Origin of the sequence: Mycobacterium sp. UM_11 (assembly GCF_001414075.1) — a bacterium.
GTDB lineage: Bacteria > Actinomycetota > Actinomycetes > Mycobacteriales > Mycobacteriaceae > Mycobacterium.
On sequence record NZ_LATC01000003.1, the window covers coordinates 52,775 to 76,614 of the forward strand.

Annotated in this window: 28 protein-coding genes; 13 read left to right on the top strand and 15 right to left on the bottom strand. The window is 69.5% G+C overall.

Annotation, left to right across the window (positions count from 1 at the left end; translation table 11 throughout):
- The first annotated feature begins 36 nt into the window (after window positions 1-36).
- Window positions 37-1,533 carry an NAD(P)/FAD-dependent oxidoreductase gene (locus WU80_RS01665; RefSeq protein ID WP_055399061.1) on the top strand — a complete coding sequence of 499 codons (1,497 nt, stop codon included), beginning with the start codon at window positions 37-39 and terminating at the stop codon, window positions 1,531-1,533.
- A gap of 19 nt (window positions 1,534-1,552) precedes the next feature.
- Window positions 1,553-2,089 (top strand): hypothetical protein, encoded by a 537-nt coding sequence (locus WU80_RS01670; protein ID WP_055399059.1) that lies wholly within the window; start codon window positions 1,553-1,555, stop codon window positions 2,087-2,089.
- Here the strand turns inward: WU80_RS01670 and WU80_RS01675 are convergent.
- From WU80_RS01675 to WU80_RS01685, 3 genes are read right to left on the bottom strand one after another with little or no spacing between them, the layout of a single operon-like run.
- On the bottom strand, window positions 2,086-2,571 hold the full coding sequence (locus tag WU80_RS01675; RefSeq protein ID WP_055399057.1) for a DUF302 domain-containing protein: 486 nt from the start codon (window positions 2,569-2,571) through the stop codon (window positions 2,086-2,088). The two genes, WU80_RS01670 and WU80_RS01675, sit on opposite strands and share 4 nt — an antisense overlap.
- Window positions 2,568-3,656, bottom strand: coding sequence for an NmrA family NAD(P)-binding protein (locus WU80_RS01680; protein ID WP_055399054.1), 1,089 nt, complete (start codon window positions 3,654-3,656; stop codon window positions 2,568-2,570). Before WU80_RS01680 ends, WU80_RS01675 begins: the two co-directional genes overlap by 4 nt.
- 7 nt (window positions 3,657-3,663) lie before the next feature.
- Complete coding sequence (locus WU80_RS01685; protein ID WP_055399052.1) at window positions 3,664-4,836, bottom strand: thiolase family protein; 1,173 nt, start codon at window positions 4,834-4,836, stop codon at window positions 3,664-3,666.
- A gap of 94 nt (window positions 4,837-4,930) precedes the next feature.
- Between WU80_RS01685 and WU80_RS01690 the strand changes: the two genes are divergently transcribed.
- Window positions 4,931-5,404, top strand: a complete 474-nt coding sequence (locus tag WU80_RS01690; RefSeq protein ID WP_055399050.1) for a helix-turn-helix domain-containing protein — start codon at window positions 4,931-4,933, stop codon at window positions 5,402-5,404.
- On the opposite strand, the gene rsgA is transcribed toward WU80_RS01690, so the two are convergent.
- Together rsgA and aroA are read right to left on the bottom strand one after the other, a co-directional pair.
- Window positions 5,391-6,371: a ribosome small subunit-dependent GTPase A gene (rsgA, locus tag WU80_RS01695; RefSeq protein ID WP_055399048.1), complete on the bottom strand. Its 981-nt coding sequence runs from the start codon at window positions 6,369-6,371 to the stop codon at window positions 5,391-5,393. The genes WU80_RS01690 and rsgA overlap by 14 nt on opposite strands.
- The gene (gene aroA, locus WU80_RS01700) at window positions 6,368-7,711 is read right to left on the bottom strand and encodes a 3-phosphoshikimate 1-carboxyvinyltransferase (RefSeq protein WP_156349388.1); all 1,344 of its coding nucleotides are present in this window, start codon (window positions 7,709-7,711) and stop codon (window positions 6,368-6,370) included. The genes rsgA and aroA overlap by 4 nt, the downstream gene beginning before the upstream one ends.
- A gap of 44 nt (window positions 7,712-7,755) precedes the next feature.
- Between aroA and WU80_RS01705 the strand changes: the two genes are divergently transcribed.
- Window positions 7,756-8,517 carry an SOS response-associated peptidase gene (locus tag WU80_RS01705; protein WP_055399046.1) on the top strand — a complete coding sequence of 254 codons (762 nt, stop codon included), beginning with the start codon at window positions 7,756-7,758 and terminating at the stop codon, window positions 8,515-8,517.
- On the opposite strand, the gene WU80_RS01710 is transcribed toward WU80_RS01705, so the two are convergent.
- Window positions 8,514-8,762: a hypothetical protein gene (locus tag WU80_RS01710; protein WP_055399162.1), complete on the bottom strand. Its 249-nt coding sequence runs from the start codon at window positions 8,760-8,762 to the stop codon at window positions 8,514-8,516. The genes WU80_RS01705 and WU80_RS01710 overlap by 4 nt on opposite strands.
- Before the next feature lie 124 nt (window positions 8,763-8,886).
- Between WU80_RS01710 and WU80_RS01715 the strand changes: the two genes are divergently transcribed.
- Window positions 8,887-9,459, top strand: coding sequence for an HdeD family acid-resistance protein (locus WU80_RS01715; protein ID WP_055399044.1), 573 nt, complete (start codon window positions 8,887-8,889; stop codon window positions 9,457-9,459).
- Window positions 9,460-9,470: 11 nt separating this feature from the next.
- Here the strand turns inward: WU80_RS01715 and WU80_RS01720 are convergent, their stop codons facing one another.
- Complete coding sequence (locus tag WU80_RS01720) at window positions 9,471-10,697, bottom strand: CdaR family transcriptional regulator (protein ID WP_082459684.1); 1,227 nt, start codon at window positions 10,695-10,697, stop codon at window positions 9,471-9,473.
- Between the two features lie 142 nt (window positions 10,698-10,839).
- Between WU80_RS01720 and WU80_RS01725 the strand changes: the two genes are divergently transcribed.
- Genes WU80_RS01725 through WU80_RS01735 form a run of 3 tightly spaced genes read left to right on the top strand, consistent with a single transcriptional unit; the run spans window position 10,840 to window position 14,900 of the window.
- Window positions 10,840-12,351 carry a long-chain fatty acid--CoA ligase gene (locus tag WU80_RS01725; RefSeq protein ID WP_055399043.1) on the top strand — a complete coding sequence of 504 codons (1,512 nt, stop codon included), beginning with the start codon at window positions 10,840-10,842 and terminating at the stop codon, window positions 12,349-12,351.
- Window positions 12,352-12,353: 2 nt separating this feature from the next.
- Window positions 12,354-14,045, top strand: coding sequence for an alpha/beta hydrolase (locus WU80_RS01730; protein WP_055399041.1), 1,692 nt, complete (start codon window positions 12,354-12,356; stop codon window positions 14,043-14,045).
- On the top strand, window positions 14,046-14,900 hold the full coding sequence (locus WU80_RS01735) for an alpha/beta fold hydrolase (protein WP_055399039.1): 855 nt from the start codon (window positions 14,046-14,048) through the stop codon (window positions 14,898-14,900).
- Here the strand turns inward: WU80_RS01735 and WU80_RS01740 are convergent.
- Together WU80_RS01740 and WU80_RS01745 are read right to left on the bottom strand one after the other, a co-directional pair.
- On the bottom strand, window positions 14,897-15,334 hold the full coding sequence (locus WU80_RS01740) for a YbaK/EbsC family protein (protein WP_231633708.1): 438 nt from the start codon (window positions 15,332-15,334) through the stop codon (window positions 14,897-14,899). The genes WU80_RS01735 and WU80_RS01740 overlap by 4 nt on opposite strands.
- Before the next feature lie 63 nt (window positions 15,335-15,397).
- A complete protein-coding gene (locus tag WU80_RS01745) occupies window positions 15,398-16,246 on the bottom strand; it encodes an NAD(P)-dependent oxidoreductase (protein WP_055399035.1) in 849 nt (282 codons plus the stop codon).
- Between the two features lie 301 nt (window positions 16,247-16,547).
- Between WU80_RS01745 and WU80_RS01750 the strand changes: the two genes are divergently transcribed.
- Entirely contained in the window at window positions 16,548-17,195 is a 648-nt protein-coding gene (locus WU80_RS01750) for a sigma-70 family RNA polymerase sigma factor (RefSeq protein ID WP_055399033.1), read from the top strand.
- Entirely contained in the window at window positions 17,192-17,494 is a 303-nt protein-coding gene (rsrA, locus tag WU80_RS01755; RefSeq protein WP_055399031.1) for a mycothiol system anti-sigma-R factor, read from the top strand. The genes WU80_RS01750 and rsrA overlap by 4 nt, the downstream gene beginning before the upstream one ends.
- Before the next feature lie 6 nt (window positions 17,495-17,500).
- On the opposite strand, the gene WU80_RS26595 is transcribed toward rsrA, so the two are convergent.
- Complete coding sequence (locus WU80_RS26595) at window positions 17,501-17,575, bottom strand: 50S ribosomal protein bL37 (RefSeq protein WP_011728008.1); 75 nt, start codon at window positions 17,573-17,575, stop codon at window positions 17,501-17,503.
- Between the two features lie 184 nt (window positions 17,576-17,759).
- Here WU80_RS26595 and WU80_RS01760 point away from each other — a divergent pair, with 184 nt between their 5' ends.
- Together WU80_RS01760 and WU80_RS01765 are read left to right on the top strand one after the other, a co-directional pair.
- On the top strand, window positions 17,760-17,975 hold the full coding sequence (locus WU80_RS01760; RefSeq protein WP_044512934.1) for a biotin/lipoyl-binding carrier protein: 216 nt from the start codon (window positions 17,760-17,762) through the stop codon (window positions 17,973-17,975).
- A gap of 58 nt (window positions 17,976-18,033) precedes the next feature.
- A complete protein-coding gene (locus WU80_RS01765; protein ID WP_055399029.1) occupies window positions 18,034-19,533 on the top strand; it encodes a sensor histidine kinase in 1,500 nt (499 codons plus the stop codon).
- Window positions 19,534-19,592: 59 nt separating this feature from the next.
- Here WU80_RS01765 and whiB1 read toward each other — a convergent pair whose 3' ends face one another.
- Both whiB1 and WU80_RS01775 read right to left on the bottom strand, forming a co-directional pair.
- Window positions 19,593-19,847, bottom strand: coding sequence for a transcriptional regulator WhiB1 (gene whiB1, locus WU80_RS01770; RefSeq protein WP_007168139.1), 255 nt, complete (start codon window positions 19,845-19,847; stop codon window positions 19,593-19,595).
- A gap of 280 nt (window positions 19,848-20,127) precedes the next feature.
- A complete protein-coding gene (locus WU80_RS01775) occupies window positions 20,128-21,099 on the bottom strand; it encodes a diacylglycerol kinase family protein (RefSeq protein ID WP_055399027.1) in 972 nt (323 codons plus the stop codon).
- A gap of 70 nt (window positions 21,100-21,169) precedes the next feature.
- On the opposite strand from WU80_RS01775, the gene WU80_RS01780 reads away from it, so the two are divergent.
- Entirely contained in the window at window positions 21,170-21,643 is a 474-nt protein-coding gene (locus WU80_RS01780; protein WP_055399156.1) for a hypothetical protein, read from the top strand.
- Here WU80_RS01780 and WU80_RS01785 read toward each other — a convergent pair.
- The 3 genes from WU80_RS01785 to WU80_RS01795 are packed head-to-tail and all read right to left on the bottom strand — an operon-like array spanning window position 21,595 to window position 23,773.
- Window positions 21,595-22,071, bottom strand: a complete 477-nt coding sequence (locus WU80_RS01785; protein WP_055399025.1) for a GNAT family N-acetyltransferase — start codon at window positions 22,069-22,071, stop codon at window positions 21,595-21,597. The genes WU80_RS01780 and WU80_RS01785 overlap by 49 nt on opposite strands.
- Window positions 22,068-23,165: an isochorismate synthase MenF gene (locus WU80_RS01790; RefSeq protein ID WP_055399023.1), complete on the bottom strand. Its 1,098-nt coding sequence runs from the start codon at window positions 23,163-23,165 to the stop codon at window positions 22,068-22,070. Before WU80_RS01790 ends, WU80_RS01785 begins: the two co-directional genes overlap by 4 nt.
- Window positions 23,162-23,773: an acid phosphatase gene (locus WU80_RS01795; protein WP_055399021.1), complete on the bottom strand. Its 612-nt coding sequence runs from the start codon at window positions 23,771-23,773 to the stop codon at window positions 23,162-23,164. The genes WU80_RS01790 and WU80_RS01795 overlap by 4 nt, the downstream gene beginning before the upstream one ends.
- Window positions 23,774-23,840: the final 67 nt, after the last annotated feature.

Consider the following 23,840-nt stretch of genomic DNA (forward strand, 5'->3'; position numbering starts at 1 on the left):
GCCGGTGACGCGTCGCGCGGCCCTAACGTTTGCCGCATGACTTCGACTACTCGCAAGCCCCGCGTACTGGTGATCGGGGCCGGCTTCGGCGGCCTCGCCGCCGCCTACGAGCTGTCCAGGGACGGTCTCGCGGACGTGACGGTGCTGGAGAAGGCCGACGACATCGGCGGCGTCTGGCGGGAGAACACCTACCCCGGCGCGGCCTGCGACGTCCCGTCCAACCTGTACTCCTACTCCTTCGCCCGCAAGACGGACTGGGGGCGGCGCTACGCCGAGCAGCCCGACATCCTCGGCTACATCCACGACACCGCCGACCGGTTGGGCCTGCGGGACCTGGTCCGCACCGGGGTGGAGGTCACCTCGGCGCGCTACGACGACGACACCGCCACCTGGCGGGTGACGACGTCCGACGGCGCGACGCGCGAGGCCGACGTGCTGGTGCCCGCGGTGGGCCAGCTGTCGCGGCCGGCGTTCCCGAACATTCCGGGACTCGACACGTTCGCGGGCCCCTCGTTCCATTCGGCGCAGTGGCGCCACGACGTCGACCTGACCGGCAAGCGCGTCGCGGTCCTCGGCACCGGCGCGTCGGCGATCCAGTTCGTCCCGCGCATCCGCCAGACCGCGGGGCGCGTCACCGTGTTTCAGCGCTCCGCGCCGTACATCATCCCGAAGCCGGACCGCGCCTACACCCAAGCGCACCACACCGCGTTCGCCAAGGCGCCGGGGTTCGCCGCCGCCATGCGGGGGCTGATCTGGGAGATCTCGGAGTTCTTCGGCCTCGCGCTGACCAGGGTCGCCCCGCTCGCCCGGCTGATCGGCATCGTCGCGTCGGCAAACATCAAGCGGCACATCAAGGATCCGGTGCTGCGGGCCAAGGTCACCCCCGACTATCCGATCGGCTGCAAGCGCGTGTTGTTCAGCAACGACTGGTATCCGGCGCTGGCCAGCGACAACGTCGACGTCGAGACCGAGGCGATCAGCGAGGTGACGCCGGCGGGGGTGCGCACCGCCGACGGCCGGCTGCACGAGGTCGACGTCATCATCTACGGCACCGGGTTCAAGGCCACCGAATTCCTGGCCCCGATGACGATCACCGGCCGCGACGGCCGTGACCTGCACGCCGAATGGGCCGGCGGTGCGCGCGCCCATCTGGGCATGGCCGTGCCGGGTTTCCCGAACATGTTTCTGATCTACGGGCCGAACACCAACCTGGGCAGCAGCTCGATCATCCTGATGATGGAGCAGCAGGCCCGCTATATCCGTCAGCTCACCGAGGAGCTCGCCCGCGGCGGCGTGGGGCGCGCGTTCGAGGTGCGGGCCGACGTGGAACAGGCCTACGACGCGGAGGTCCAGGCCCGCCTGGACGCCGGCGTGTGGACCACCTGCGACTCCTGGTACCGCACCGCCTCGGGCCGGGTCACCACCAACTGGCCGGGGCTGGTGCACGAATACCAGCGCCGCACAAGGGCCGTGGCGCTGGCGGACTACGAGGTGGTCCTGCCGGAACGCGCGGCCAGCAAGGTCGGCGCCTGACGGGACTACGCTGCAAGGCATGCTCGCAGCGTTCGGATTCGAAACCATGGGTGTGGTCGTCGGCGACATGTTTTTCGTCGACCCGCGCCCGCTCGAGGGTCAGGAGACGCCGGAGCGGGGCGTGCGGCTGGAACTGCGCCTCGTCGACAGGGACGAGCCGCAGGGCTCGATCTACGCCGGCGTCCCGATCGGGTTCAACCGCCCGGTGTGGCGGGTCGATCTGTTCGGCTCCACCGAGAGCCCGCCGGGCACGCTGGACCGAGCCCATCACCACCCGCGGTTCGACGGTTGGGAGCCCGGCCGCCGGCATTTCGTCCCGGAGCTGTCCGCCGACCCGGTGGCCTGGTTGGCCAATCAGCTGGCCGACCCGGCCGCCGTGCTGGCGCGGGCCGGCGTCGATCCCGACGCAGTTCCCGAGGCCGACAAGGCCGGTCTGGCCGCGGCCGCCCCGGAGATCGTGGCCGCGGTGAAACGGATGCTCGACGGCGTGCGGGACGGGGAGTTGGCTCCGTCGCCGCCCGAGCCGGTCGCGGCCGCCCGCACCGGCTGGCTCTAGCCGGTCACCTTTTCGGCCAGCGCGGCCAGCTTGGCGTCGAGTTGCAGTGCGGCGCTGAGCAATTCGGGGTTGGGTTCGACGACCATCAGCGACGACGGCTTGACGTAGGTCAGGCTGCTGCCTGCGCCCTCGTCGGTGATCATTAGCTCGACCGGGGCGAACAGGCCCGCGGTGACGTCGTGGCGCAGCATCGTGATCGCGATCAGCGGGTTGCCGAGAACGACGCGGGTCACCTTGCGGTCGATGCCGGCCTTGGCGATCCACGCCCCGTGGTCGAAGGCGCCGAACAGCATGAATCCGCTGGGCCCGACGTGCGTTTCGACGCGCTGCCGGTAAGCGTCCCAGCCGTCGGTGCTCGCCGCGATGTCGTTGATGGGGACGGGCCGCTCGCCGATGTCGGCCAGCAGCGCGGCGAGCACCTCGTCGTAGCTCTTGGCGCTCTCGTAGCGCACGCGCACGCCGTTGAAAACGGTCTCGGTCATAATCTCCCCGTCCTTCGGTCCTCGCCGATCTTGAGGATCGGCGTCCGATTCTCCGGTTGAACCCGTTCCCACAGGCCGCCCTTGCCCAGCGCCCTTCCCGACTCGTCCTCTCGGCGGAGCCACTCCTCGGCGCTCCTGATCCGATTCGGGTGAATCTCGTCGAGCAGGGCGTAATCACGCTTGATGACCTCGTACCTCCACAAGTTCCAGAACCCGGTGAAGTTGTCGCGGATGTTCATGGTGCTCTTGTCGTTCGGGTCCGCGTTGTACCCGGCGGGCGCGTCCGCGGCCCTGCTGAGGGGCCCCTCGCGCCAGTAGGTGTCCAGATCGGTGTCGATGTAGCGGGCCGGATGCCCGGTGACCTCCTCGAACGCCGCGGCAAGATCGGCGTAGCGGATCTGGTCAATGGCGACTTCGAGATCGAGGCCATTCGCGCGCTCGGGATGGTCGAAAAGCCAACGGACGTAATACCCGCAGTCTTCGAGAGCCACGTGGGGTACGGCTCCCTCGCCGAGTGGAACCCGCCACGTCACCACGCCGTCCTCGATCGTGGGTGCCATCGGCGTGCCGGGCGAAATCACCATCTCGATGTACGGGCCCGTCGTGAACACCGCCGCGCCCATTCGGTTTCCGTTCACCCGATTCTGAAACAGGATCCACTCACCCACGCGGCCCTTGCCGTCATAGTGGCCGGTGCGGAATTTGGAGTCATACCCCGACTTCTTGAGCCCGTAGTCGAGGTTCCCGTAGACGAAGAACTTGATGCCCTCTTCGACGGCTATCTCGTAAGCGCGCATCGCCCAATAGATCTCGGTTTTCTCGCCGGTGTTGAACCCGTCGATGTTGACGAACGCTCCGTCGGCGCCGCGGAACCCTTCGCGCAGCGTCGCTTCGTCGGCGAACGAACCTTCCAGGACGGAGACGTTGTCGAGGGCGAGCAGCTCCTTGGCCCGCCGGGACGCGGGGTCGCGGCTGAGGAATCGAACCGAGTATTTCTGGTCGGCGACCAGGGCGCGAATGACGGGCATGCCCTGGGCGCCGGTGCCGCCGATGACGAAGATCTTCGAGGTTTTGTGCGGGGACATCGTCGCCTCACAACCGCTCGATGATGGTGGCGTTGGCCATGCCGCCGCCCTCGCACATGGTCTGCAGCCCGTACCGCCCGCCGCGCTGCTCCAAAGCGTTCACGAGCGTCGTCATGATGCGCGCACCGCTGGCGCCCAGCGGGTGGCCGATCGCGATCGCGCCGCCGTTCACGTTGGTCTTGGCCAGGTCGGCGCCGGTGTCGTGCGCCCAGGCGAGGACGACGGGCGCGAAGGCCTCGTTCACCTCGAACAGGTCGATGTCGGCCAGCGTCAGCCCGGCGCGGCTCAGCACCTTTTCGGTGGCCGGGATGACCCCGGTCAGCATGTAGAGCGGATCGGAGCCCACGACGGTGGTGGTGTGGATGCGGGCCAGCGGGCGCAGGCCCAGTTTCTTGGCCGTGTCGCTGGTGGTGATCAGCACGGCGGCGCTGCCGTCGGACAGCGGCGAGGAGTTGCCGGCGGTGATCTCCCAATTGATCTGGGGGAAGCGGGCTTTCATGGCCTCGCTGTAGAACGCGGGCCGCAGGCCGGCCAGCGTCTCGACGGTGGTGCCGGGGCGGATGAATTCGTCGGTGGCAAGCCCGGCGATTCCGATCAGCTCGTTGTCGAACAGCCCGTCCTTGGTGGCGCGGGCGGCCTTGTCGTGGCTGGCGGCGGAGAACTCGTCGAGCTGGGTGCGCGAGAAGCCCCAGCGCGCCGCGATCAGCTCGGCGCTGATGCCCTGCGGCACCAGGCCGTCGGGGTAGCGCCGCGTCATGTCGTCGCCGAACGGGTTGCTGCCCGGCAGCACCGAGGTGCCCATCGGGACGCGGCCCATCGACTCCACACCGGCGGCGACGACGAGGTGGTAGGCGCCGGAAATCACGCCCTGGGCGGCGAAGCTGATGGCCTGCTGGCTGCTGCCGCACTGCCGGTCGATCGTGACGCCGGGAACCGATTCCGGGAATCCCGCGCCCAGCAGCGCGTTGCGGGCGATGTTCACGGCCTGGTCGCCGACCTGGGCGACGGCTCCGGCGATGACGTCGTCGATCTGCCCCGGGTCCACGCCGGTGCGGGCCACCACTTCCCGCAGGCTGTGCGCCAGCAGGTCGGCCGGCAGCACGTCGTGCAGGGCGCCGGTGGGTTTGCCCTTGCCGATGGGCGTGCGGACGGCTCCGACGATGACGGCGTCGCGGTTCATGGCTCCTCCTCGAGTCCCAGCATCTAGGTATAGATTTCTGTACTCAGGTAAACATCTGGGTACACTAAAAGCAACCCAGCCGGGGAGGTGATCTATGACACTGCTGCAGGGACCGCTGGCCGACCGCGATGCCTGGTCGGCCGTCGGCGAGTGCGCGATCGAGAAGACCATGTCGGTGGTGGGCACCAAGTCCGCGATGCTGATCATGCGCGAGGCGTACTACGGCACCACGCGGTTCGATGACTTCACCCGCCGGGTGGGCATCACCAAGGCCGCCGCCGCGGCGCGGCTGTCCGAGTTGGTCGAGCTGGGGCTGCTCAAGCGGCAGCCCTACCACGAGCCCGGGCAGCGCCGCCGCGACGAGTACGTGCTCACCGAGGCCGGCATCGACTTCATGCCGGTGGTGTGGGCGATGTTCGAGTGGGGCCGGCGGCACCTGCCGGGGCGGCACCGGCTGCGCCTGACGCACGTGGGCTGCGGCGCCGACGCGGAGGTCCAGATACGTTGCACCGAGGGGCATCTGGTGCCGCCCGACGAGCTCGGCGTGCGGCTGGCTAAGCCTGATTGAGCGCGGCCAGCAGCCGGCGGGCCGCGGCCACGCGGCGCGCGGCGGGGCCGGAGAGGGTGTCGAGCGCGCACTCGGGGTCGGCCGGCGGCCCCATGTGTCCGCAGCCGCGCGGGCAGTCCTCGATCGCCTCGGCGAGATCCGAGAACGCCATCAACACGTCGTCGGGCTCGATGTGGGCCAGCCCGAACGAGCGGATGCCCGGGGTGTCGATCACCCAGCCCGACGTCGCGAGCGGAAGCGCCACCGACTGGGTGGACGTGTGCCGTCCCCGGCCGATGTCGGTCACCTCACCGACCGCCCGTTCCGCCTGCGGCACAAGGCGATTCACCAACGTGGACTTGCCGACGCCCGAATGCCCGAGCAGCACCGTGATCTTGCCGTCGAGCAGGTCGGCCACCGCGAGCAGCGGGTCGTCGCGGCCCGCCGCGACCACCGTCAGGTCCAAGTCCACGAACTGCTCGGCGAACGGCTCGGGCGGCGCGAGGTCGGTCTTGGTGAGGCACAGGATCGGCGTGAGCCCGCCGGCGAAGGCGGCGATCAGCGCCCGGTCGACCAGGCCGCTGCGCGGCGGCGGGTCGGCCAGCGCCACCACCATCAGCAACTGGTCGGCGTTGGCGACCACCACCCGCTCGGTCGGATCGGTGTCATCGGCCGTGCGGCGCAACACCGTTCGCCGCTCCGCGCGCCGGACGATTCGAGCCAGCGTGTCCGGCCGCCCGGACAGATCACCCACCACGTCGACGTCGTCGCCGACGACGATCGGCGTGCGGCCCAGTTCCCGGGCCCGCATCGCGGTGACCCGCCGCTGCGGGTCGCCGCCCAGCACGCATCCCCAGCGGCCCCGGTCGACGCTGACCACCATCGCGGCCTCGGCGTCGGCGTGCTCGGGACGAGTCTTGGTGCGCGGTCGCGAGCCCCTGCCGGAGCGGACCTTGACGTCGGACTCGTCGTAATCGCCGGGCCTCAACCGGTGGACCCCGGCTTGATTGTCCGACTCCTCCTCTGGCCGCTCGCGCGGCCCGCATCGTCGCCGGACCCCAGCATGTCCGCCCACAGCCGCGGAAACTCCGGCAGCGTCTTGGAGGTGGAGCCGATGTCGTCCACCTCGACGCCGGCCACCCGCAGCCCGACGATCGCGCCCGCCATCGCCATCCGGTGGTCGGCGTAGGCCCGCCACACGCCTGGGCGCAGCGGGGTCGCGGTGATCACCAGGCCGTCGGGCGTTTCGGCGCAGTCGCCGCCCAGGCGATTGATCTCGGCGCTCAGCGCCGCGAGCCGGTCGGTCTCGTGGCCGCGCAGATGCCCGATGCCCGAAAGGTGGGACACCGAGCCCGGGGTCGCCAGCGCGGCCAGCGCCGCCACCGACGGGGTCAGCTCGCCGACCGCGCGCAGGTCGACGTCGAAGCCGTCATACGCCGCGGACCCCTGCACCTCGAGGAACGAATCGCCTTGATTGACAGTGGCATTCAGCTTGCCCAGCACGGTCAGGATGTGGTCGGCGGGCTGCACGCTGGTTTCCGGCCAGCCGGTGATGCGCACCGTTCCGCCGCTGATCACGGCGGCCGCCAGGAAGGGAACGGCGTTCGTCAGGTCGGGTTCCACCTCCCAGTGCCGGGCCGCGACCGGGCCGGGCCGCACGCGCCAGCGGTTGGGCACCGAGTCGTCGACGTCGACGCCGGCCTGCCGCAGCATCTCCACCGTCATGGCGATGTGCGGCGCCGACGGCAGCGTCGCGCCGGTGTGCCGCACGGTCAGGCCCTCGGTGAACGACGGCGCGCACAGCAGCAGTCCCGACACGAATTGCGAGGACGCCGAGGCGTCGATGTCCACGGTCCCGCCGGCGACCGATCCGCCGCCGTGGACCCGGAAGGGCAGGCCGGCGCCCTCGATCGGCACGCCGAGGCCGCGCAGGGCGTCGAGCAACGGCGCGATCGGCCGCGCGCGGGCCTGTTCGTCGCCGTCGAACTCGACCACCGCCTCGGCCAGCGCCGCCAGCGGCGGCACGAACCGCAGCACCGTGCCGGCCAGGCCGCAATCCACCCGCGCGTCGGGCCCGGGGGCGATCCGGCCACCGACCGTCAGCTCGGACCCGGACCCGTCGACGCGCAGGCCGAGGGCGCGCAGCGCGCCGATCATCAGGTCGGTGTCCCGGCTGCGCAGCGCCCCGCTGATCGTCGGGTTGCCATGCCCTTGCGCGGCGGCCAGGGCCGCCAGCACCAGCGCGCGGTTGGTCTGCGACTTCGAGCCCGGAACGGTCACGGTCGCGTGCACCGGTTTCGGCGCGCTGGGGGCCGTCCACATGCTCACCGGTCCATCATGGCGTGTCGCCACGCAATGCCACTATGGAAGGTATGTGTGGACGGTTCGCGGTCACCACCGATCCGGCGCTGCTGGCCCAGAAGATCAAGGCGATCGACGAGGCCACCGGCGCCTCGGAGAACGCCGGGGCGCCCAACTACAACGTGGCCCCGACGACGACCATCGCGACCGTCGTGACCCGCCACACCGACCCCGACGACGACCCCACCCGCCGGGTGCGGCTGATGCGCTGGGGTCTGGTGCCGCCGTGGATCAAGGCCGGTTCCGACGGCGCACCGGAGACCAAGGGCCCGATGCTGATCAACGCCCGCGCCGACAAGGTCACCACCTCGCCCGCGTTCCGGTCCAGCGCCAAGTCGAAGCGGTGCCTGATCCCGATGGACGGCTACTACGAATGGCGCGTCAACGAACCGGCCGGCGGCAAGAAGTCACGCAAGACGCCGTTCTTCATGTACCGCGAGGACGGCGAGCCGCTGTTCATGGCGGGGTTGTGGTCGGTGTGGAAACCGGCCAAGGAGGGCTCGCCGCTGCTGAGTTGCACGATCATCACCACCGACGCGCCCGGCGAGCTGGCCGAGATCCATGACCGGATGCCGCTGGTGATGCCCGAGCGCGACTGGGACCGCTGGTTGGACCCGGACGCCCCGATCGACGAAGAACTGCTGACGCGGCCGCCCGATGTGCGCGCCATCCGGATGCGCGAGGTCTCCACGCTGGTCAACAATGTGCGCAACAACGGGCCGCAGCTGCTCGAGCCGGCGGACCCGGAGCCCGAACAGGCCACACTGCTTTAGTTGCTGAGGACCAGCTTCCAGTTGCCGTTGATGTTGCGGTCCGGGACGCACCAGAAGTTGTTCCAGTTGCCCGGCGTCGAGGCCTTCACGCCCGGCCCGGCGTCCTGGCAGGCCGCCCGGGTCGGGTAGTTGCCCTCGGTTTGGATGGTGTCGGCGGTGCTGGTTCCGACGCCGACGGTCAGCAAGCCGGCGAACGCGAGCACACCGGCAGCGAAAGATCTGTTGATTGATCGCTTCATGCCGATAACGGTATGCGTAAACGGGCGATCACAAGGGCTTTTTGCGGCGACCGCCGATGCAGGCACGCGATACCGAATTGTGTCCGAAAGGCCCTGTTGCCGTTGCTCTGGGACAGCGGAGCATATTGGCATGACAACCACCGAAAAAGCTGTTTTCGAGGGCCCGCTGCAGCAACTTGCCCGTAGCGCATGGCAGCTGGTTCTCTTCATCGGCATCCTCGCCGTGGCGCTGGGTGTCATCGTCCTGGCCTGGCCCGGCAAGACCCTGTTCGTGGCCGGGGTGCTGTTCGGCATCTACCTCGTGGTTTCCGGAATTGGTTACGTGTTCGCCGCCTTCGGCGCGCACACCGGTGCCGCGATGCGCGTGCTGGCATTCCTGACCGGCGTCGTGTCGTTGGTGCTGGGCTTCTTCTGCTTCCGGGACAGGTTCGAGGCGGCCTGGCTGCTGGCCCTGTGGATCGGGATCAGCTGGGTGTTCCGTGGGATGAGCCTGCTCGCCGCGGCGCTGTCCTTCGACCACCTGCCCGGCCGCGGATGGCAGGTCATTTCCGGGCTGATCATCATCATCGGCGGCGGGGTGCTCATCATCTATCCGCAGGATTCGCTCGCGGTGTTGACCCTGGTCGCGGGGTGCTGGCTGATCGCCATCGGCATCGTCGACGTCATCAGCGCGCTGCAGATCCGCAGCCGGCTTCGGGCGTGACGGTCCGTCACTCAGCCAGGAAGTTGTCGGTCGATCTCGAAGGCCAGGCATAGTTCCGCGAGCTCCGTGGGCCGCGAGAGCGACCGGCCGGTCAACTCCTCGATCCGGCGCAGCCGGTGCCGAACCGTGTTGGGGTGACAGTAGATTCGGGCCGCGGTGTCGTTCGCGGAGCCGCCCGCCTGCAGCCAGGCGCCGAAGGTCTGCAGCAACACGGCGCGCTCCTCGGCGGGCAGTTCGTCCACCCGCCGCAGCAGCTCCGACTTGATCTTGCCCATCACCTCGGGCGCGCTGACCGCCGCGACCGCGAGCGGGGTGCCGTCGAAGACCGCGACGAGTGAGTTTTCCGATCGCTTCTGGCTCAGGGCGATTCGCGCGAAGCGCAGCGCGCCGGTGGTCTCGGTCAGCTCCTGGAACACCGGACTGATCCCCACCCGGGCCGTCGCCGTGTGCCCGAGCACCTCGACGAGGGTGCCGAGCGTGCCGGACGGCGCCGGATTGCGAACGTGCACGATTCCGGCTTGCAGGTCGGGCAGCAGCCGCCACGCCGAGCGGATGTCGCGGGCCCACAGCTTGTTCTCGATCGAGGGCAGGCCGGCCCTGCCGATCGCGGGCAGTTCCGCGGCCACGACGACGTACGGGCCCCCGGTGGGCAGCCGCAGTAGCTCGGCCGCCTCCCAGAGGCTGTGTGCGCCGGTCATCCGGCCCGACAAGAGCGCTTCGACCAAAGCGGACCGCTCTTCCTCGCGCTGAAACATCTGCGCCGTGAGCTGCTGGCGGTACGCGCCGCTCATCGCGTCGGTGAACGTCTCCTGGGCGAAGAAGACCCGCGCGGTCGCGTCCAGGATCGAGTCGGTGGGTATGTGCTCGGCCCGGGCGGTGGCGAGCGTCTGCTCCCACATGAACCGGAAACCGATCCGGTACGCGGTCATGACCGCCGGTAGGGGGACACCCGCCATGGCGCGCTCCGCGCCGGTCCGCTCGGCCGGAGCAACGTCGACGTCGGCGTCGCCGGCGAGGGCATGGAAGATGAAAGTGACGTTGGCCGAGCAACTTTCGGCGACCTGATCCGTCGTCACCAGGCCGCCGTCGCGATACGCGTCGATTTCACGGCACAGCACCTCGGCCATCGCCTTGCCCAATTCGGGGGCCCGGGCCAGCATCAGCCTGCCCAGCCTGACCACCTGCGGGTCGACTCCGGCGCCACCTTGCGCGGAGCGGGGTTTCGATGCCAAACCCATACCGGAAAACCCTAGGCCAGCGCCCGGGCGAATGTGGGCGGTAACACCAAACGGGCCCGGTCGTTGTTAGCGCGGACATTGTGGCGTCAGGGCCGCGGGATCACGCTTTAAACAAGCACTGCAACACTTCCCGGAGCGTCCCATGACCACCTTGAGCGCCAACCTCGTCTCGTCGATGCGACGGCACCCCGAGCGCATCGCGCTGCGCTACGACGACCTGACATTCACCTTCGCCGAATTCCACGCCGCCGCCGCGCGGGTGGCGGCGTTGCTGGAACGGGCCGGGATCCGTCCGGGGGATCGGGTCGGGGTGATGCTGCCCAACACACCGGCCTTCGCGCTCGCCTTCTACGGCATCATGTACCGCGGCGCGATCGCCGTCCCGATGAACCCGCTGCTGAAGGAGCGGGAGATCTCCTACTGCCTGTCGGACAGCGGCGCCGCCGCGCTGTTCGCCACACCGGCCTTCGCCGGCGAGGCCACCGCGGCCGCCGCGCACGTCGGGGCGCGGTGCTGGCTGGTCGATGACGCCGGCCTGATGGAGTTGATCGCCGAGGTGCCGGAGCAACAGACCGCGGTGGAGCGCGGCGGCCACGAGGTCGCGGTCATCGTGTACACCTCCGGCACCACCGGAAAACCCAAGGGCGCCATGCTCACCCACGACAATCTTCGGCACAACGCCGACGTCGGCGTGACCACGCTGCTCGAGTTGGGCCCGGATGACGTGGTGATGGGCTGCCTGCCCCTCTTCCATGTCTTCGGCCTCACCTGCGGGCTCAACGTGTCGGTGCGCGCCGGCGCGATGCTGACGCTCATTCCGCGCTTCGACCCGGTGAAGGCCGTCGAGGTGATCGAGCGTGACGCTGTCACGATCTTCGAGGGGGTGCCGACGATGTACTCGGCGCTGCTCGGCGTGGCGGATAGGGCCCCGAACGGCGCGCTGCGAAGCTTGCGCGCCTGCGCCTCCGGCGGGGCGGCGCTGCCCGTCCAGGTCCTCACGGACTTCGAGCGGGCATTCGACTGCGCGGTTTTAGAGGGGTACGGGCTGTCGGAAAGCACCGCCGTGGCGTCCTTCAACCACCCGCAGCGGCCGCGCAAGGCGGGTTCGATCGGCACGCCGGTCGAGGGTGTCGAGATGCGGGTCGTCGACCCGGCCGGGAGCGAGGTTCCCGAGGGCGAGGTGGGCGAGATCCAAATCCGCGGCCACAACGTGATGACGGGGTACTGGAACCTGCCGGAGGCGACGCAGGCCGCCATCACGTCCGACGGCTGGCTGAACAGCGGCGACGTCGGTCGCGTCGACGAAGACGGGTACTTCTACGTCGTCGACCGCACAAAGGACTTGATCATTCGCGGCGGCTACAACGTCTATCCGCGCGAGATCGAGGAAGTGCTCTACGAGCATCCGGCGGTGGCCGAAGCCGCCGTCATCGGCGTCCCGAACGAATACCTCGGCGAGGAGGTCGGCGCCGCCGTGGGGCTCAAGGAGGGCTGCGAGGCGACCCCGGAGGAACTCCGCGACTACGTCAAAACCCGGGTCGCCGCCTACAAATACCCGCGCCTGGTCTGGCTCGTCGACGAGCTGCCCAAGGGACCGACCGGCAAGGTCCAGAAGCGCGACATCACCGTTCCCGCAACAGAAAGCATGCGATAACCATGGCCACCCAAACCGCCAAAGCCGACGAGCTCGCCGTCCCGCTCGACCTGCTCTTGACGAGCGCCACCAAGCCGTTCGCCAGCCGGATGCTGCCCGACGACACCTGGACCCGCTTCGCCGTCAGCCTCGCCAGGCAGCCCGGCTGGGTGGCCGGCCGGATCGGTGCGCTCACCCGCGAGCTCGGCGCCGTCGCGGCGGGCAACTCGCACCGGGCGCCGGCCCGGGCCGACAAGCGATTCGCCGACCCGGCGTGGGAGCAGAATCCGGTGCTGCGCCGGATCATGCAGGCCTACCTCGCCGGCGCCGAGACCGCCGAGGGACTGCTCGCCGACGCCGGGCTGGACTGGCGGGACCAGGAGAGGATGCGCTTCGTCGTCGACAACCTGGTCGAGGGCCTGGCCCCCAGCAACAACCCGCTGATCAGCCCGCTGGGGTGGAAGGCGATGATCGACACCGGCGGGCTGAGCGCGGCGCGAGGCCTGAAAGCCTTTGCACGGGACATGCTTTCGAAGCCGCGGGTGCCAGCGATGGTCGAACCCGACGCCTATGTGGTGGGCGAAACCTTGGCCCTCACCAAGGGGGCGGTCGTGCTGCGGACGTCCATGTTCGAACTGATCCAATACGCCCCGCAGACCGCGAAGGTCCGTGAGGTGCCGCTGCTGTTGGTGCCGCCGGTGATCAACAAGTACTACATCATGGACATCGCGCCCGGGCGCAGCATGATCGAGTACTTCGTCGCGCAGGGCCAGCAGGTGTTCGTCATCTCCTGGCGCAATCCACAAAAGCGGCACCGGGATTGGGGCTTCGACGCCTACGGCGCGGCGATCATCGAGGCGATGGACGCGGTGCAGAAGATTGCTCGCACCGACCGCACCCACCTGCTGGCCACCTGCTCGGGCGGCATTCTGGCCGCGATGACGGCGGCCCACCTGGCCGACATCGGCGAGGGTGACCGGGTGGCGGGCCTCAACCTGTCGGTCACCGTGCTGGACGAGAACCGGGCGGGGCTGGCCGCCGCGGTGATGAGCGACCGCGCGGCCCACGCGGCGATCCGGGTCTCGAGCCGGAAGGGGTACCTGGACGGCCGCGACATGGCGGAGATGTTCGCCTGGCTGCGGCCCACCGACCTGGTGTGGCGGTACTGGGTGAACAACTACGTCCAGGGCCGCAAGCCGGCGCCGTTCGACGTGCTGTTCTGGAACGCCGACACCACCCGGATGACGGCCGCGTTGCACCGCGACATGGTGCTGATGGCCGTGCGCAACGCGCTCGTCACCCCGGGCGCGCTGACGATGCTGAACAGTCCGGTCGACCTGGGCAAGGTCACCGCCGACGCGTATATCGTCGGCGGCGTGGCCGACCACATCTCCCCTTGGCAGGCGACCTATCGCAGCGCCCGGTTGCTCGGCAGCAAGGACAACCGCTACGTGCTGTCCACCAGCGGCCACATCGCGGCGCTGGTCAACCCGCCGGGCAACCCCAAGGCTTCGTACCGGACCGGTCCGGTCGACGCGGAGGATCCGCAAGAATGGCTCGAGTCGTCGCAGAAGTCCAGCGACTCCTGGTGGCCGGACTACGTGCAATGGCTCGCCGAGCGCAGCGGCCCGGAGGTCAACGCCCCGAAAGCCCTTGGCGGCAAAGGGCTCCCGCCGCTCGGCCCCGCTCCCGGCGGCTACGTGATGGAGAAGTGAATGAAGCGTAGCCCACAGCAGAGGCGCCTGCGGGTGGTGCAGCCGAGCACGGTGGGCCAGGAGCGCTACCTCAACACCGGCGGGCAGCGAATCCGGGTGAACATCCGCCCGGGAACGGGCGTCCCGCTGGTGCTGTGCAACGGCATCGGGGCCAGCCTGGAGGTGCTCGACCCGCTGGTCGAGCAGCTGCCGATGACCGTGGTGAGGTTCGACGTGCCGGGTACCGGGGGATCGCCGACCTCGCCGCTGCCGTACGGCTTTCCCTACCTGGCCTGGGTCTTGGGGCGGGTGCTGTCCAAACTCGACATGGGCGTTGTCGACATCCTCGGGCTCTCCTGGGGCGGCGCGCTGGCGCAGCAGTTCGCTTTCCAGAATCCGCGCCGCTGCCGGCGCATGGTGCTGGTGGCGACGGGCACCGGCGTTCTCATGGTGCCCGCCAGCCCGTTCGTGTTGGCGAAAATGGCCACCCCGCGCCGGTTCTCGGATCCCAACTACGCCGCGGCGATCGCCGGTGACCTCTACGGCGGCACCGTCCGCGCTCACGGGGAAGACGTGGCCAAGTTGTTCGTGCGGCAGCTGCACGCCGGTTCGAAGATGGGTTACCTGCACCAACTGCTCGCCGGGGCGGTCTGGACGAGCCTGTTCGCGCTGCCCGCGGTGCGGCAGGAGACGCTGATCGTCGCGGGCACCGATGACCCGATCATCCCGGTGGCCAACGCCCACATCCTGCACCGGTTGCTGCCCCATGCGATGCTGCACCTGCATTCGGGCGGTCACATCGACATCGTGCACAACGCGACCGAACTCGCCCCCGTGATCGAGGGCTTTCTGAGCGAGGCGGGCGAGCGGGCCTAGGCGCGGATGTCCGCGGTGACCGCATTCGTCAACCGGACCAGGTCCTGCGGCGAAACGCCGACGTCCCAGCCGCGCCGGCCCGCACTGCAGTACACCCGATCCCAGGCGAGGGCGCCCGCGTCCAGCACGGTCGGCAGGGTCCTGCGTTGCCCGAACGGCGACACCGCGCCCACCACGTAGCCGGTGGCCCGCTCGGCGGCGGCGGGCTCGGCCATGCCGGCCTTGGCCACCCCGAGCGCCGCGGCGGCCGCCTTCAGTGAAAGCCGGTGCGGCACCGGCAGTATCGCGACGGCGAGCCCGCCCGGCACCGTGATCACCAGGGTCTTGAAGATCTGCTCGGGCGCGATGCCGCGGTCGGTCAGCGCGTGGACCGCCTCCGCGCCGAACGAGCGTTCGCGGCGATCATGGTCGAAGGCGACGACCTCGTGCGGCACACCGGCTTTCGCCAGCGCCGCCAGCGCGGGCGTCGCGGCGCGGGGCGTCAGGGCTCGGCCCGACTAGGGGCCCGAGTACCCCGGCGGGTTGACCCCGTCGACCCAGAAGTCGACGCCCAGCTGCCCGCCCGGCACGCAGTTGTACACCGACAGGTCGGAAACGCCGGACTCCAGCAGCACGTCCTCACACAGCAGCATGTTGCCGGTGTACTCGCGGGCGGGCTTGTTGAGGATGACGTAGGCCGCGTCGGAGTACACCTCGGGCTTGCGGGCGCGACCCATCGCCTCGTCACCGCCGAGCAGGTTCTGCACCGCGGCGGTGGCCACCAGCGTGCGCGGCCACAACGTGTTCGACGCGATGCCGGCGTCGCGCATCTCCTCGGCGATCCCCAGCGCGCACAGCGTCATACCGAACTTGGCCATCATGTAGGCGGTCGGCTTCAGCCACTCCTTGCCGAGCAACACCGGCGGCGACAGCGTCAGGATGTGCGGATTGTCCGCGGCCTTCAGGTGCGGGATGCAGGCCTGCGACACCGCGTACGTACCGCGCACCTGGATGCCGTTCATCAGGTCGAACCGCTTCATCGGCACCTCGGTGATGGACCCCAGGTTGATCGCCGACGCGTTGTTGACGCAGATGTCGATGCCGCCGAACTGCTCGACGGCCTTGGCCACCGCGGATTCGACGGACTCCGGATCGCGGACGTCCCCGACGATCGGCAGCGCCTGCCCGCCGGCCTCCTCGAGCTCCTTGGCGGCGGTGTAGACCGTGCCCGGCAGCTTCGGGTGCGGCTCGGCGGTCTTGGCGATCAGGGCGATGTTGGCGCCGTCTTGGGCGGCGCGTTTCGCGATCGCCAGGCCGATGCCACGGCTGGCGCCGGAGATGAACATGGTTTTGCCTTGCAGAGACATGGCGTCACAGTAACGCCCGGCGGCCGGCGGCCCGATCGGGGGACAGGCGGCCCAGAATGGCGCCGGGAAATAGCACGTCGGCCCCCGCTGTTGACACAGTCGGTCTCAAAAGTCATGCGGGCGCACCCGGGCGGACAGTGTCGGTGGCAGCCTCTAGATTGGGAGGAGCGGTTTGGTGTCAGCGGCGACGAGCCTGTTGGACCGTCCAATGGGTGCCGAGCAGTTGGCTTGCTTTGCAAGCCCGGTGGCGCTTTCAGCGCTGCCCGGTGACACCGCAGCAGAAGGGACCGGGGTACTCGACATGGCCGACATCGACGGCGCCACCGCAGCGGAGCTGCCCGATCCCGCGGCGCAGGAGACGGACGCGGAGCTGATGGCGCGCTTCGAGCGCGACGCGATTCCCCTGCTTGACCAGCTCTACGGCGGTGCGCTGCGCATGACGCGCAATCCCGCCGACGCCGAGGACCTGCTGCAAGAGACGATGGTGAAGGCCTACGCCGGCTTCCGCTCGTTCAGGGCCGGCACCAACCTCAAGGCGTGGCTGTACCGGATCCTGACCAACACCTACATCAACAGCTACCGCAAGCGGCAGCGGCAACCGGCGGAGTACCCGACCGAGGAGATCACCGACTGGCAGCTGGCGTCCAACGCCGAGCACTCGTCCACCGGATTGCGTTCGGCCGAGGTGGAGGCACTCGAGGCGCTGCCCGACAACGAGATCAAGGAAGCGTTGCAGGCGTTGCCGGAAGAGTTCCGGATGGCCGTCTACTACGCCGATGTCGAGGGTTTTCCGTACAAGGAAATCGCCGAGATCATGGATACGCCCATCGGGACGGTAATGTCACGGCTGCACCGCGGCCGGCGTCAACTGCGTTCGCTGTTAGCTGACGTGGCCAAGGAGCGGGGCTTCAACCGCGGACAGCAGGCGCACGAGGAGGTGTCGTCATGAGCGAGTTCTCCGGCTCCAGCGACACGTGCCCCAACGACGACGCCCACGGCGCCGTCGGCTGCGCCGAGGTGATCCGCCAGGTCTGGCTTCTGCTCGACGGCGAATGCACACCCGAATCCCGCGACCAGCTGCGCCGGCACCTCGAGGCGTGCCCCGGCTGCTTCAAGCACTACGGCCTCGAGGAGCGGATCAAGGCGCTGATCGCCACCAAATGCAAGGGCGAGAAGGCCCCCGAGGGCCTACGCGAGCGGCTACGCCTGGAAATCCGCCGGACCACCATCATCCGGGAATCGCAGTAGCGATCCTCAGGCGTTGGGCCGCTTGCCGTGGTTGGCCTTGCTGTGCTTGCGGTCGCGCTTCTTCCGGCCCCGTTTGGCCATGTTGGAATCCTCCGTTGATTGCGGGCGTCCGGCGCCCGTTAGCTTGCCTCACATTCTCGCACGGCCTGTCGGGGCCCGTGCGCCGCGGTGCGGCGGGGGCCTGTGGTTCGATATACCCGAGCCTGACGGAAGCTTGATGGACCAGCAGCCAGCCTGCGCGATGGCCGAAATGAGTGGGGTGAAGATGGCCGAGGATGTGCGCGCCGAGATTGTGGCCAGCGTGCTCGAAGTCGTAGTCAACGAGGGTGACCAGATCGGCAAAGGCGACGTCGTGGTGCTGCTGGAGTCGATGAAGATGGAGATTCCCGTCCTGGCAGAGGTCGACGGCACCGTCAGCAAGGTGAGCGTCTCGGTGGGCGATGTCATCCAGGCCGGCGACCTGATTGCCGTGATCAGCTAGCCCACGAAAGATCTTGAAGCCTTCTTGTCCAGCCGGGGGATGGCCCGGGGAGTGAGTGATGTCGACTCTCGGTGATCTGCTTGCCGAACACACCGTGCTGCCGGGCAACGCCGTGGACCACCTGCACGCGGTGGTGGGCGAGTGGCAGCTGCTGGCCGACCTGTCGTTCGCCGACTATCTGATGTGGGTTCGCCGCGACGACGGCACGTTGGTGTGCGTGGCGCAGTGCCGGCCCAACACCGCGCCCACCGTGCTGCTGACCGACTCGGTGGGCAGCGTGGTCGCCGCCGACCGGTTGCCGCTCGTCGCCGGAACCTTCGACTCGGGCACGGCGCAGCGGGATCACGATGCGGCACAACGGGATTCGTGGCTGCCCGGCCCGCACGTCGAGGCCTCCCCGGTGCGGTACGGCGGTCAGGTGGTGGCCGTGCTCACCCGGCACCAGACCGCCGTCGCCGCCGACCGCGCGTCCGGCCAGCTGGAAACGGCGTACCGCGACTGCGCCGGCGATCTCGTCCACATGCTCGCCGAGGGCACGTTCCCCGACGTGGGGGACGTGGTCATGTCGCGCTCCACCCCCCGGGCCGGCGATGGCTTCATCCGCCTGGACGTCAACGGCGTCGTCGCCTACGCCAGCCCCAACGCCGTGTCGGCCTACCACCGGATGGGCCTGACCACCGAGCTGGAGGGCCGCAACCTGGTCAAGGTGACCCGCCCGCTGGTCTCCGACCCGTTCGAGGCGCAGGAGCTGGCCGAGCACGTCCTCGACCTGCTGGCCGGCGGGCGCAGCATGCGCATGGAGGTCGACGCCGGCGGCGCCACGGTGCTGCTGCGGACGCTGCCGCTGGTGGTCGACGGCGCCAGCGCCGGGGCGGCGGTGCTCATCCGCGACGTGACCGAGGTCAAGCGCCGCGACCGCGCCCTGATCTCCAAGGACGCCACGATCCGCGAAATCCACCACCGGGTGAAGAACAACCTGCAGACCGTGGCGGCGCTGCTGCGCCTGCAGGCCCGCCGGACGGTCAACGCCGAGGGGCGCGAGGCCCTGATCGAGTCGGTGCGCCGGGTCTCGTCCATCGCCTTGGTGCACGACGCGCTGTCGATGTCGGTGGACGAGCAGGTCAACCTCGACGAGGTCATCGACCGGATCCTGCCGATCATGAACGACGTGGCGTCGGTGGACCGGCCGATCCGGATCAACCGGGTGGGCGACCTGGGTGTGCTGGACTCCGACCGGGCTACGGCCCTGATCATGGTGATCACCGAATTGGTGCAGAACGCCATCGAGCACGCCTTCGACCCGTCCTCCGAAGAGGGCTCGGTGACCATTCGGGCCGAGCGTTCGGCGCGCTGGCTCGACGTGGTGGTCCACGACGACGGCCGCGGGCTGCCGGAAGGCTTCAGCCTGGAGACGTCCGACAGCCTCGGCCTGCAGATCGTGCGGACGCTGGTGTCGGCGGAACTCGACGGCACGCTGGGCATGCGGCAGGCCCCGGCCCGCGGCACGGATGTGGTGTTGCGGGTGCCGATCGGCCGGCGGGCCCGGCTGGTTTTATAGGCGCACACAACAGCGCGGCCCCGACTTTCGTCGAGGCCGCACTGTTGGGTCTAACCGAGTCAGACTCCGCTACGGGCCTTCGTCCGGGCGTTGCGACGCTTGAGTGCGCGCCGCTCGTCTTCGCTCATGCCGCCCCAGACGCCCGAGTCCTGACCGGTGTTCAGGGCCCACGACAGGCAGTCCGTAGTCACCGGGCACCGATTGCAGACCAGTTTCGCGTCAGCGATCTGCGCGAGCGCCGGGCCGCTGTTCCCTACCGGGAAGAACAGCTCCGGGTCCTCGTCGCGACAGACCGCCTTGTGGCGCCAATCCATAAGTAGTTACTCCTCACTGAGTGCGCAGCAAGGCGCACGGCCAATTTCTTCGGCTGTTAACGCGTGCACAAGAAAAGGGTCCGTACCCCTATCTAAATTTCTGCATGCAACCTTTCGATCGTTTCACAGGCCCAACAGATGTCAATAGCGTGCGTTAGCTCGTGGGCTATCTCACTTCGATCGTTCGGTAGCCGAGCCATTACTCCGTTGTACTACACTGACTGGCCGATCTCGGGAAACGTCTTCGCCGCCCGGCCCGAGACCGCTTCGTTTGCGCAGGTCAGACGGTACTTTTGCGCGGGGGTGCGACGACGGCCAGTGCGTCCGGGACCGACCGGAAAGTCATGGTTTCGCGCACGCCGAGGTAATCGCCGTCGAACTGGCAGGCGACCGGGCCGCCGGTCGAGGTGACTCGCAGGCAGGGCACGTCGTCGTCGGTGATCAGGTGGTCGAACGCGAACTTGGGGTGCTTGGCGAACATCTGCCGCACGATGCGCAGGGTGGGGATCGTTTTCATGCTCAGGGGGGCGAACACCCCGAGCCCCGATTCGAAGGTGCAGCCGGGGTTGGTCCATACCGGCCGTTCGTTGGCGAATGTCCAGGGGCTGGAGTTCGAGACGAACGCGAAGCTCACCCCCGTGATGGGTTCGCGGCCGGGCAATTCGAGGGTCAGCATCGGCTCGCGGCGGGTGTAGCCCCACACCGCCGGCACCGCCGCGCGAATGTAGCGCCACGCGGTGACCTTGCCGCCTTTGTCCCGTTCGGCCTCGACCGCGGCCACGACCTCCGCGTCGACGCCCATCCCCGTGTTGAACACGGCCCACCGCTCGCCGCAGTCGATCAGCCCGATGCGGCGCCAGGTGTGGTGGCGGCGGTAGTCGTCGAGCAGCTGAATGAGCTGGTTGGTGGCGGCCACCGGGTCGCGCGAGATCCCCAGCGACCGCGCCAGCACGTTCGCCGAACCGCCGGGAACCACCGCTACCGCCGGCACCGGGCCGGTGGGCTCCGGCGTCGCACCCGGACGGCCGAGCAGGCCGTTGACCACCCCGCTCACGGTGCCGTCGCCGCCGTGCACCACCACCAGGTCGACACCGTCGGCGACCGCCTTCTCCGCCAGTTCGGTGCCGTGACCGCGGTGGTTCGTGTGTTCGACGGTGAGCTGCAGGCGGCTCTTGAGCGCGTGCGCCAGCAGGTCGCGACCGGCCGGGGTGGTGGAGGTGGCTGTGGGGTTCACGATCAGCACGGCGCGCATGAAGCACGAGCTTATGCGGGGTCGGTAAGACCCGGCTGTGGAGCCCGCGCGCGTGACTACGCTGACGCGGGTGACAGTCTTCCGCGACAACCACGGCTCCGCCCCGGCCGCCGTGCGCGGCGCCGGGCTCCTGGTGCTGGCGCAGGGAGCGGCCGCGCTGGTCATGGCGGCGGTGCTGGTGGTGCGCGGCATCGCCGGGTCCGACCAGCACGTGGTCAACGGCTCCCCGGCGAGCGGGTGGTACGCCCAGGGAACGGCGGTCTTCTTCGTCCTGATCGGCGCGGTGGTGCTGGCCGCCGGTCGCGCGCTCCTGCGCGGAAAGCGCTGGGGGCGTGGGCTGGCCGTGATCACCCAGCTGCTGTTGGGGCCGGTGGCCTGGTACCTGACCGTCGACTCGCACCGGCCCGGCTTCGGGATTCCCGCTGGAATCGCGGCGCTGGTCGTGCTGGGCCTGCTCTTCAGCCCCGCGGGCCTGCGCTGGGCCGCCGGCGGCGATCAGGGCGACTCCGCCAGCTCGGCCAACCGCGGGCCCGACAGCCGGTAGGTGGTCCACTCCCGCTGCGGTTCGCCACCGACGCCGTCATACAGCGCGATGGCGTCGGCGTTCCAATTGAGCACCGCCCAGGACAACCGCGTGTAGCCGTTTTGGAGGCATTCGGCCGCCAGCGTGGCCAGCAGGGCGCGGGCCAGGCCGCGGCGGCGAAATCCCGGGCGCACGAACAGGTCTTCGAGGTAGACGCCCGCTACGCCGTCCCAGGTGGAGAAGTTGAGGAACCACAGCGCCATCGCACCGATCTCCCCGTCGACCTCCGCGACGTGCCCGTACAACGTCGGCGTCGCACCGAAAAGCGCTGCGGCAATCTGTTTTTCGGTGACCGTGCATTGATTCGCGGCGCGTTCGAATTCGGCCAGCGCGTGAATCATTTCGGCGATCGCGGCGGCGTCGTCGGGCCTGGCGCGGCGAATGGTCATTGCTCGACGTCCAAGGCGTTGAGAATTGTGGCGAATTTGGTTGTGGTTTCCGCGACTTCCTCGTCGGGGTCGGATTCGGCGACGATGCCGCCGCCGGAGCGGGCGAGCGCGGTGCGGCGGTCCGCCGACAGCTGCGCGCAGCGGATGGACACCACCCAGCGGCCGTCGCCCCGGGCGTCGCACCAGCCCACCGCCCCCGCGTAGAAGCCGCGGTCGCCCTCCAGCTCGGCGATGAGCTCGAGGGCGGCCTTGGTCGGCACCCCGCCGACCGCCGGGGTCGGGTGCAGCGCCAGGGCCAAATCGATTGCGGTGGTTGATATGTCGCGGAGCCGGCCGCTGATCGGTGTGCACAGGTGCCACACCGCCGCGGTGTGGCTCAATTCCGGCTCGGCGGCGACCGTGAGCTCGTCGCACAGCGGCTCCAGGGCGGCCCGAATGGTCTCGATGACCAGCTGATGCTCGTGGCGGTCCTTGGCCGAATGAGCCAGTGCGGCGCCGCTGGCGGCGTCGGCTTGCGGGTCGGCGGCGCGCGGGGCCGACCCGGCGAACGGCCGGCAGGTGACGCGGTCCCCGGACCGCGCCACCAGCAGCTCCGGGCTGGCGCCGACCAGCGCCGCGCCGGCGTAGTCGCCGCCGGCGGCGGTCAGGTCCACCAGATAGCCGTAGGCGGCCGGGTCCGCCGCGACGAGCCGGCGCAGGATGACGCGGGCGTCCAGGGGGGCGTCGGCGACCAGCCGCAGCGCGCGGGACAGCACCACCTTGCTCAGCAGGCCGTCGGGCGCGACGAGCTGGTCGCGGGCCCGGCTGATGCGGCGGCGGTAGTCGTCCTGCGACGGGTCGGCGGCGGCGATCCGCACCGACGGCAGCGGCCCGGTCGGCCAGTCCGGCGGCGCGGCGGTGCGGCGCACGGTGTCGGGTGTCAGCAGCGCCGCGGGGCGATCCACGTCAAACGGCAACGCGCCCAACACTATTGGCGCAGATCCAGAACGCAGCGCGTCCTGGGCGGCCGCCACGTCGCGGTAACGCTCCCGCACGCCCTCGGCGACCAGGGTCTGGTTCGGTCCGCACAGTGCGAACGGCGGCTGGATGCTCACCCCGGTTTGATGGCCTGCGGCTGGCTGGTCAACCCGAGCGCGGCGAGTTGGCGCACCCCGTGCTCGAAACCGCACACCGCGATGGAGCCGGCCAGCATCCAAAACCGGCTGCCTTCAACCAGCGGTAGCTCCACCCAGCGCGTGATGACCGAGCGGGAGAAGTGACTGTGCCCGACGAACACCACATCCCGGTCGCTCATGTGCTCCAGCGCGAACGCGACGGCCCGATCTGCGCGGTCGCTGACCTGCGCCACGCTCTCGCCGCCGGGGCAGCCGTGCGTCCACACCAGCCAATCGGGATCCGATTCGTGGATCTGCGGGGTGGTCAGGCCCTCGTATGCGCCGTAATCCCATTCGGCCAGCAGGGGAGAGACCTCGTCGACGTCGAGCCCGGCCAACTTGGCCGTCGTCAGCGCGCGGATGCGCGGGCTGCTGACCACCAGCGGATCGGTGAGGTTGAGTTCGCGCAGGACGCGGCCGGCGAGCTCGGCCTGGACGCGGCCGGTGTCCGTGAGCTCCAGGTCGGTGCGGCCCGTGTGCTGGCCGGATTTCGACCACTCGGTCTCGCCGTGGCGGAGCAGTACCAATCGGTGATTGTGCAGGCCCATATCGACCGATTCTGCCGGACGACATGCCGGGCCCGTCGGCCGCAGCACGCGGCGATCGAACATGCCA

Bases quoted from the DNA above. Each gene is read 5' to 3' on its own strand.
- WU80_RS01775 (WP_055399027.1), bottom strand. From the start codon at position 21,099: ATGCGCGCCGTGCTGATCGTGAACCCCACAGCCACCTCCACCACCCCG.
- WU80_RS01760 (WP_044512934.1), top strand. From the start codon at position 17,760: ATGGCCGAGGATGTGCGCGCCGAGATTGTGGCCAGCGTGCTCGAAGTC.
- WU80_RS01705 (WP_055399046.1), top strand. From the start codon at position 7,756: ATGTGTGGACGGTTCGCGGTCACCACCGATCCGGCGCTGCTGGCCCAG.
- WU80_RS01720 (WP_082459684.1), bottom strand. From the start codon at position 10,697: ATGGGTTTGGCATCGAAACCCCGCTCCGCGCAAGGTGGCGCCGGAGTC.
- WU80_RS01795 (WP_055399021.1), bottom strand. From the start codon at position 23,773: ATGGGCCTGCACAATCACCGATTGGTACTGCTCCGCCACGGCGAGACC.
- WU80_RS01785 (WP_055399025.1), bottom strand. From the start codon at position 22,071: ATGACCATTCGCCGCGCCAGGCCCGACGACGCCGCCGCGATCGCCGAA.
- WU80_RS01690 (WP_055399050.1), top strand. From the start codon at position 4,931: ATGACACTGCTGCAGGGACCGCTGGCCGACCGCGATGCCTGGTCGGCC.
- WU80_RS01680 (WP_055399054.1), bottom strand. From the start codon at position 3,656: ATGTCCCCGCACAAAACCTCGAAGATCTTCGTCATCGGCGGCACCGGC.
- WU80_RS01675 (WP_055399057.1), bottom strand. From the start codon at position 2,571: ATGACCGAGACCGTTTTCAACGGCGTGCGCGTGCGCTACGAGAGCGCC.
- whiB1 (WP_007168139.1), bottom strand. From the start codon at position 19,847: ATGGATTGGCGCCACAAGGCGGTCTGTCGCGACGAGGACCCGGAGCTG.
- WU80_RS01670 (WP_055399059.1), top strand. From the start codon at position 1,553: ATGCTCGCAGCGTTCGGATTCGAAACCATGGGTGTGGTCGTCGGCGAC.
- rsrA (WP_055399031.1), top strand. From the start codon at position 17,192: ATGAGCGAGTTCTCCGGCTCCAGCGACACGTGCCCCAACGACGACGCC.
- WU80_RS01735 (WP_055399039.1), top strand. From the start codon at position 14,046: ATGAAGCGTAGCCCACAGCAGAGGCGCCTGCGGGTGGTGCAGCCGAGC.
- WU80_RS01745 (WP_055399035.1), bottom strand. From the start codon at position 16,246: ATGTCTCTGCAAGGCAAAACCATGTTCATCTCCGGCGCCAGCCGTGGC.
- WU80_RS01750 (WP_055399033.1), top strand. From the start codon at position 16,548: ATGGCCGACATCGACGGCGCCACCGCAGCGGAGCTGCCCGATCCCGCG.
- WU80_RS01765 (WP_055399029.1), top strand. From the start codon at position 18,034: ATGTCGACTCTCGGTGATCTGCTTGCCGAACACACCGTGCTGCCGGGC.
- WU80_RS01730 (WP_055399041.1), top strand. From the start codon at position 12,354: ATGGCCACCCAAACCGCCAAAGCCGACGAGCTCGCCGTCCCGCTCGAC.
- WU80_RS01715 (WP_055399044.1), top strand. From the start codon at position 8,887: ATGACAACCACCGAAAAAGCTGTTTTCGAGGGCCCGCTGCAGCAACTT.
- WU80_RS01665 (WP_055399061.1), top strand. From the start codon at position 37: ATGACTTCGACTACTCGCAAGCCCCGCGTACTGGTGATCGGGGCCGGC.
- WU80_RS01725 (WP_055399043.1), top strand. From the start codon at position 10,840: ATGACCACCTTGAGCGCCAACCTCGTCTCGTCGATGCGACGGCACCCC.
- WU80_RS01685 (WP_055399052.1), bottom strand. From the start codon at position 4,836: ATGAACCGCGACGCCGTCATCGTCGGAGCCGTCCGCACGCCCATCGGC.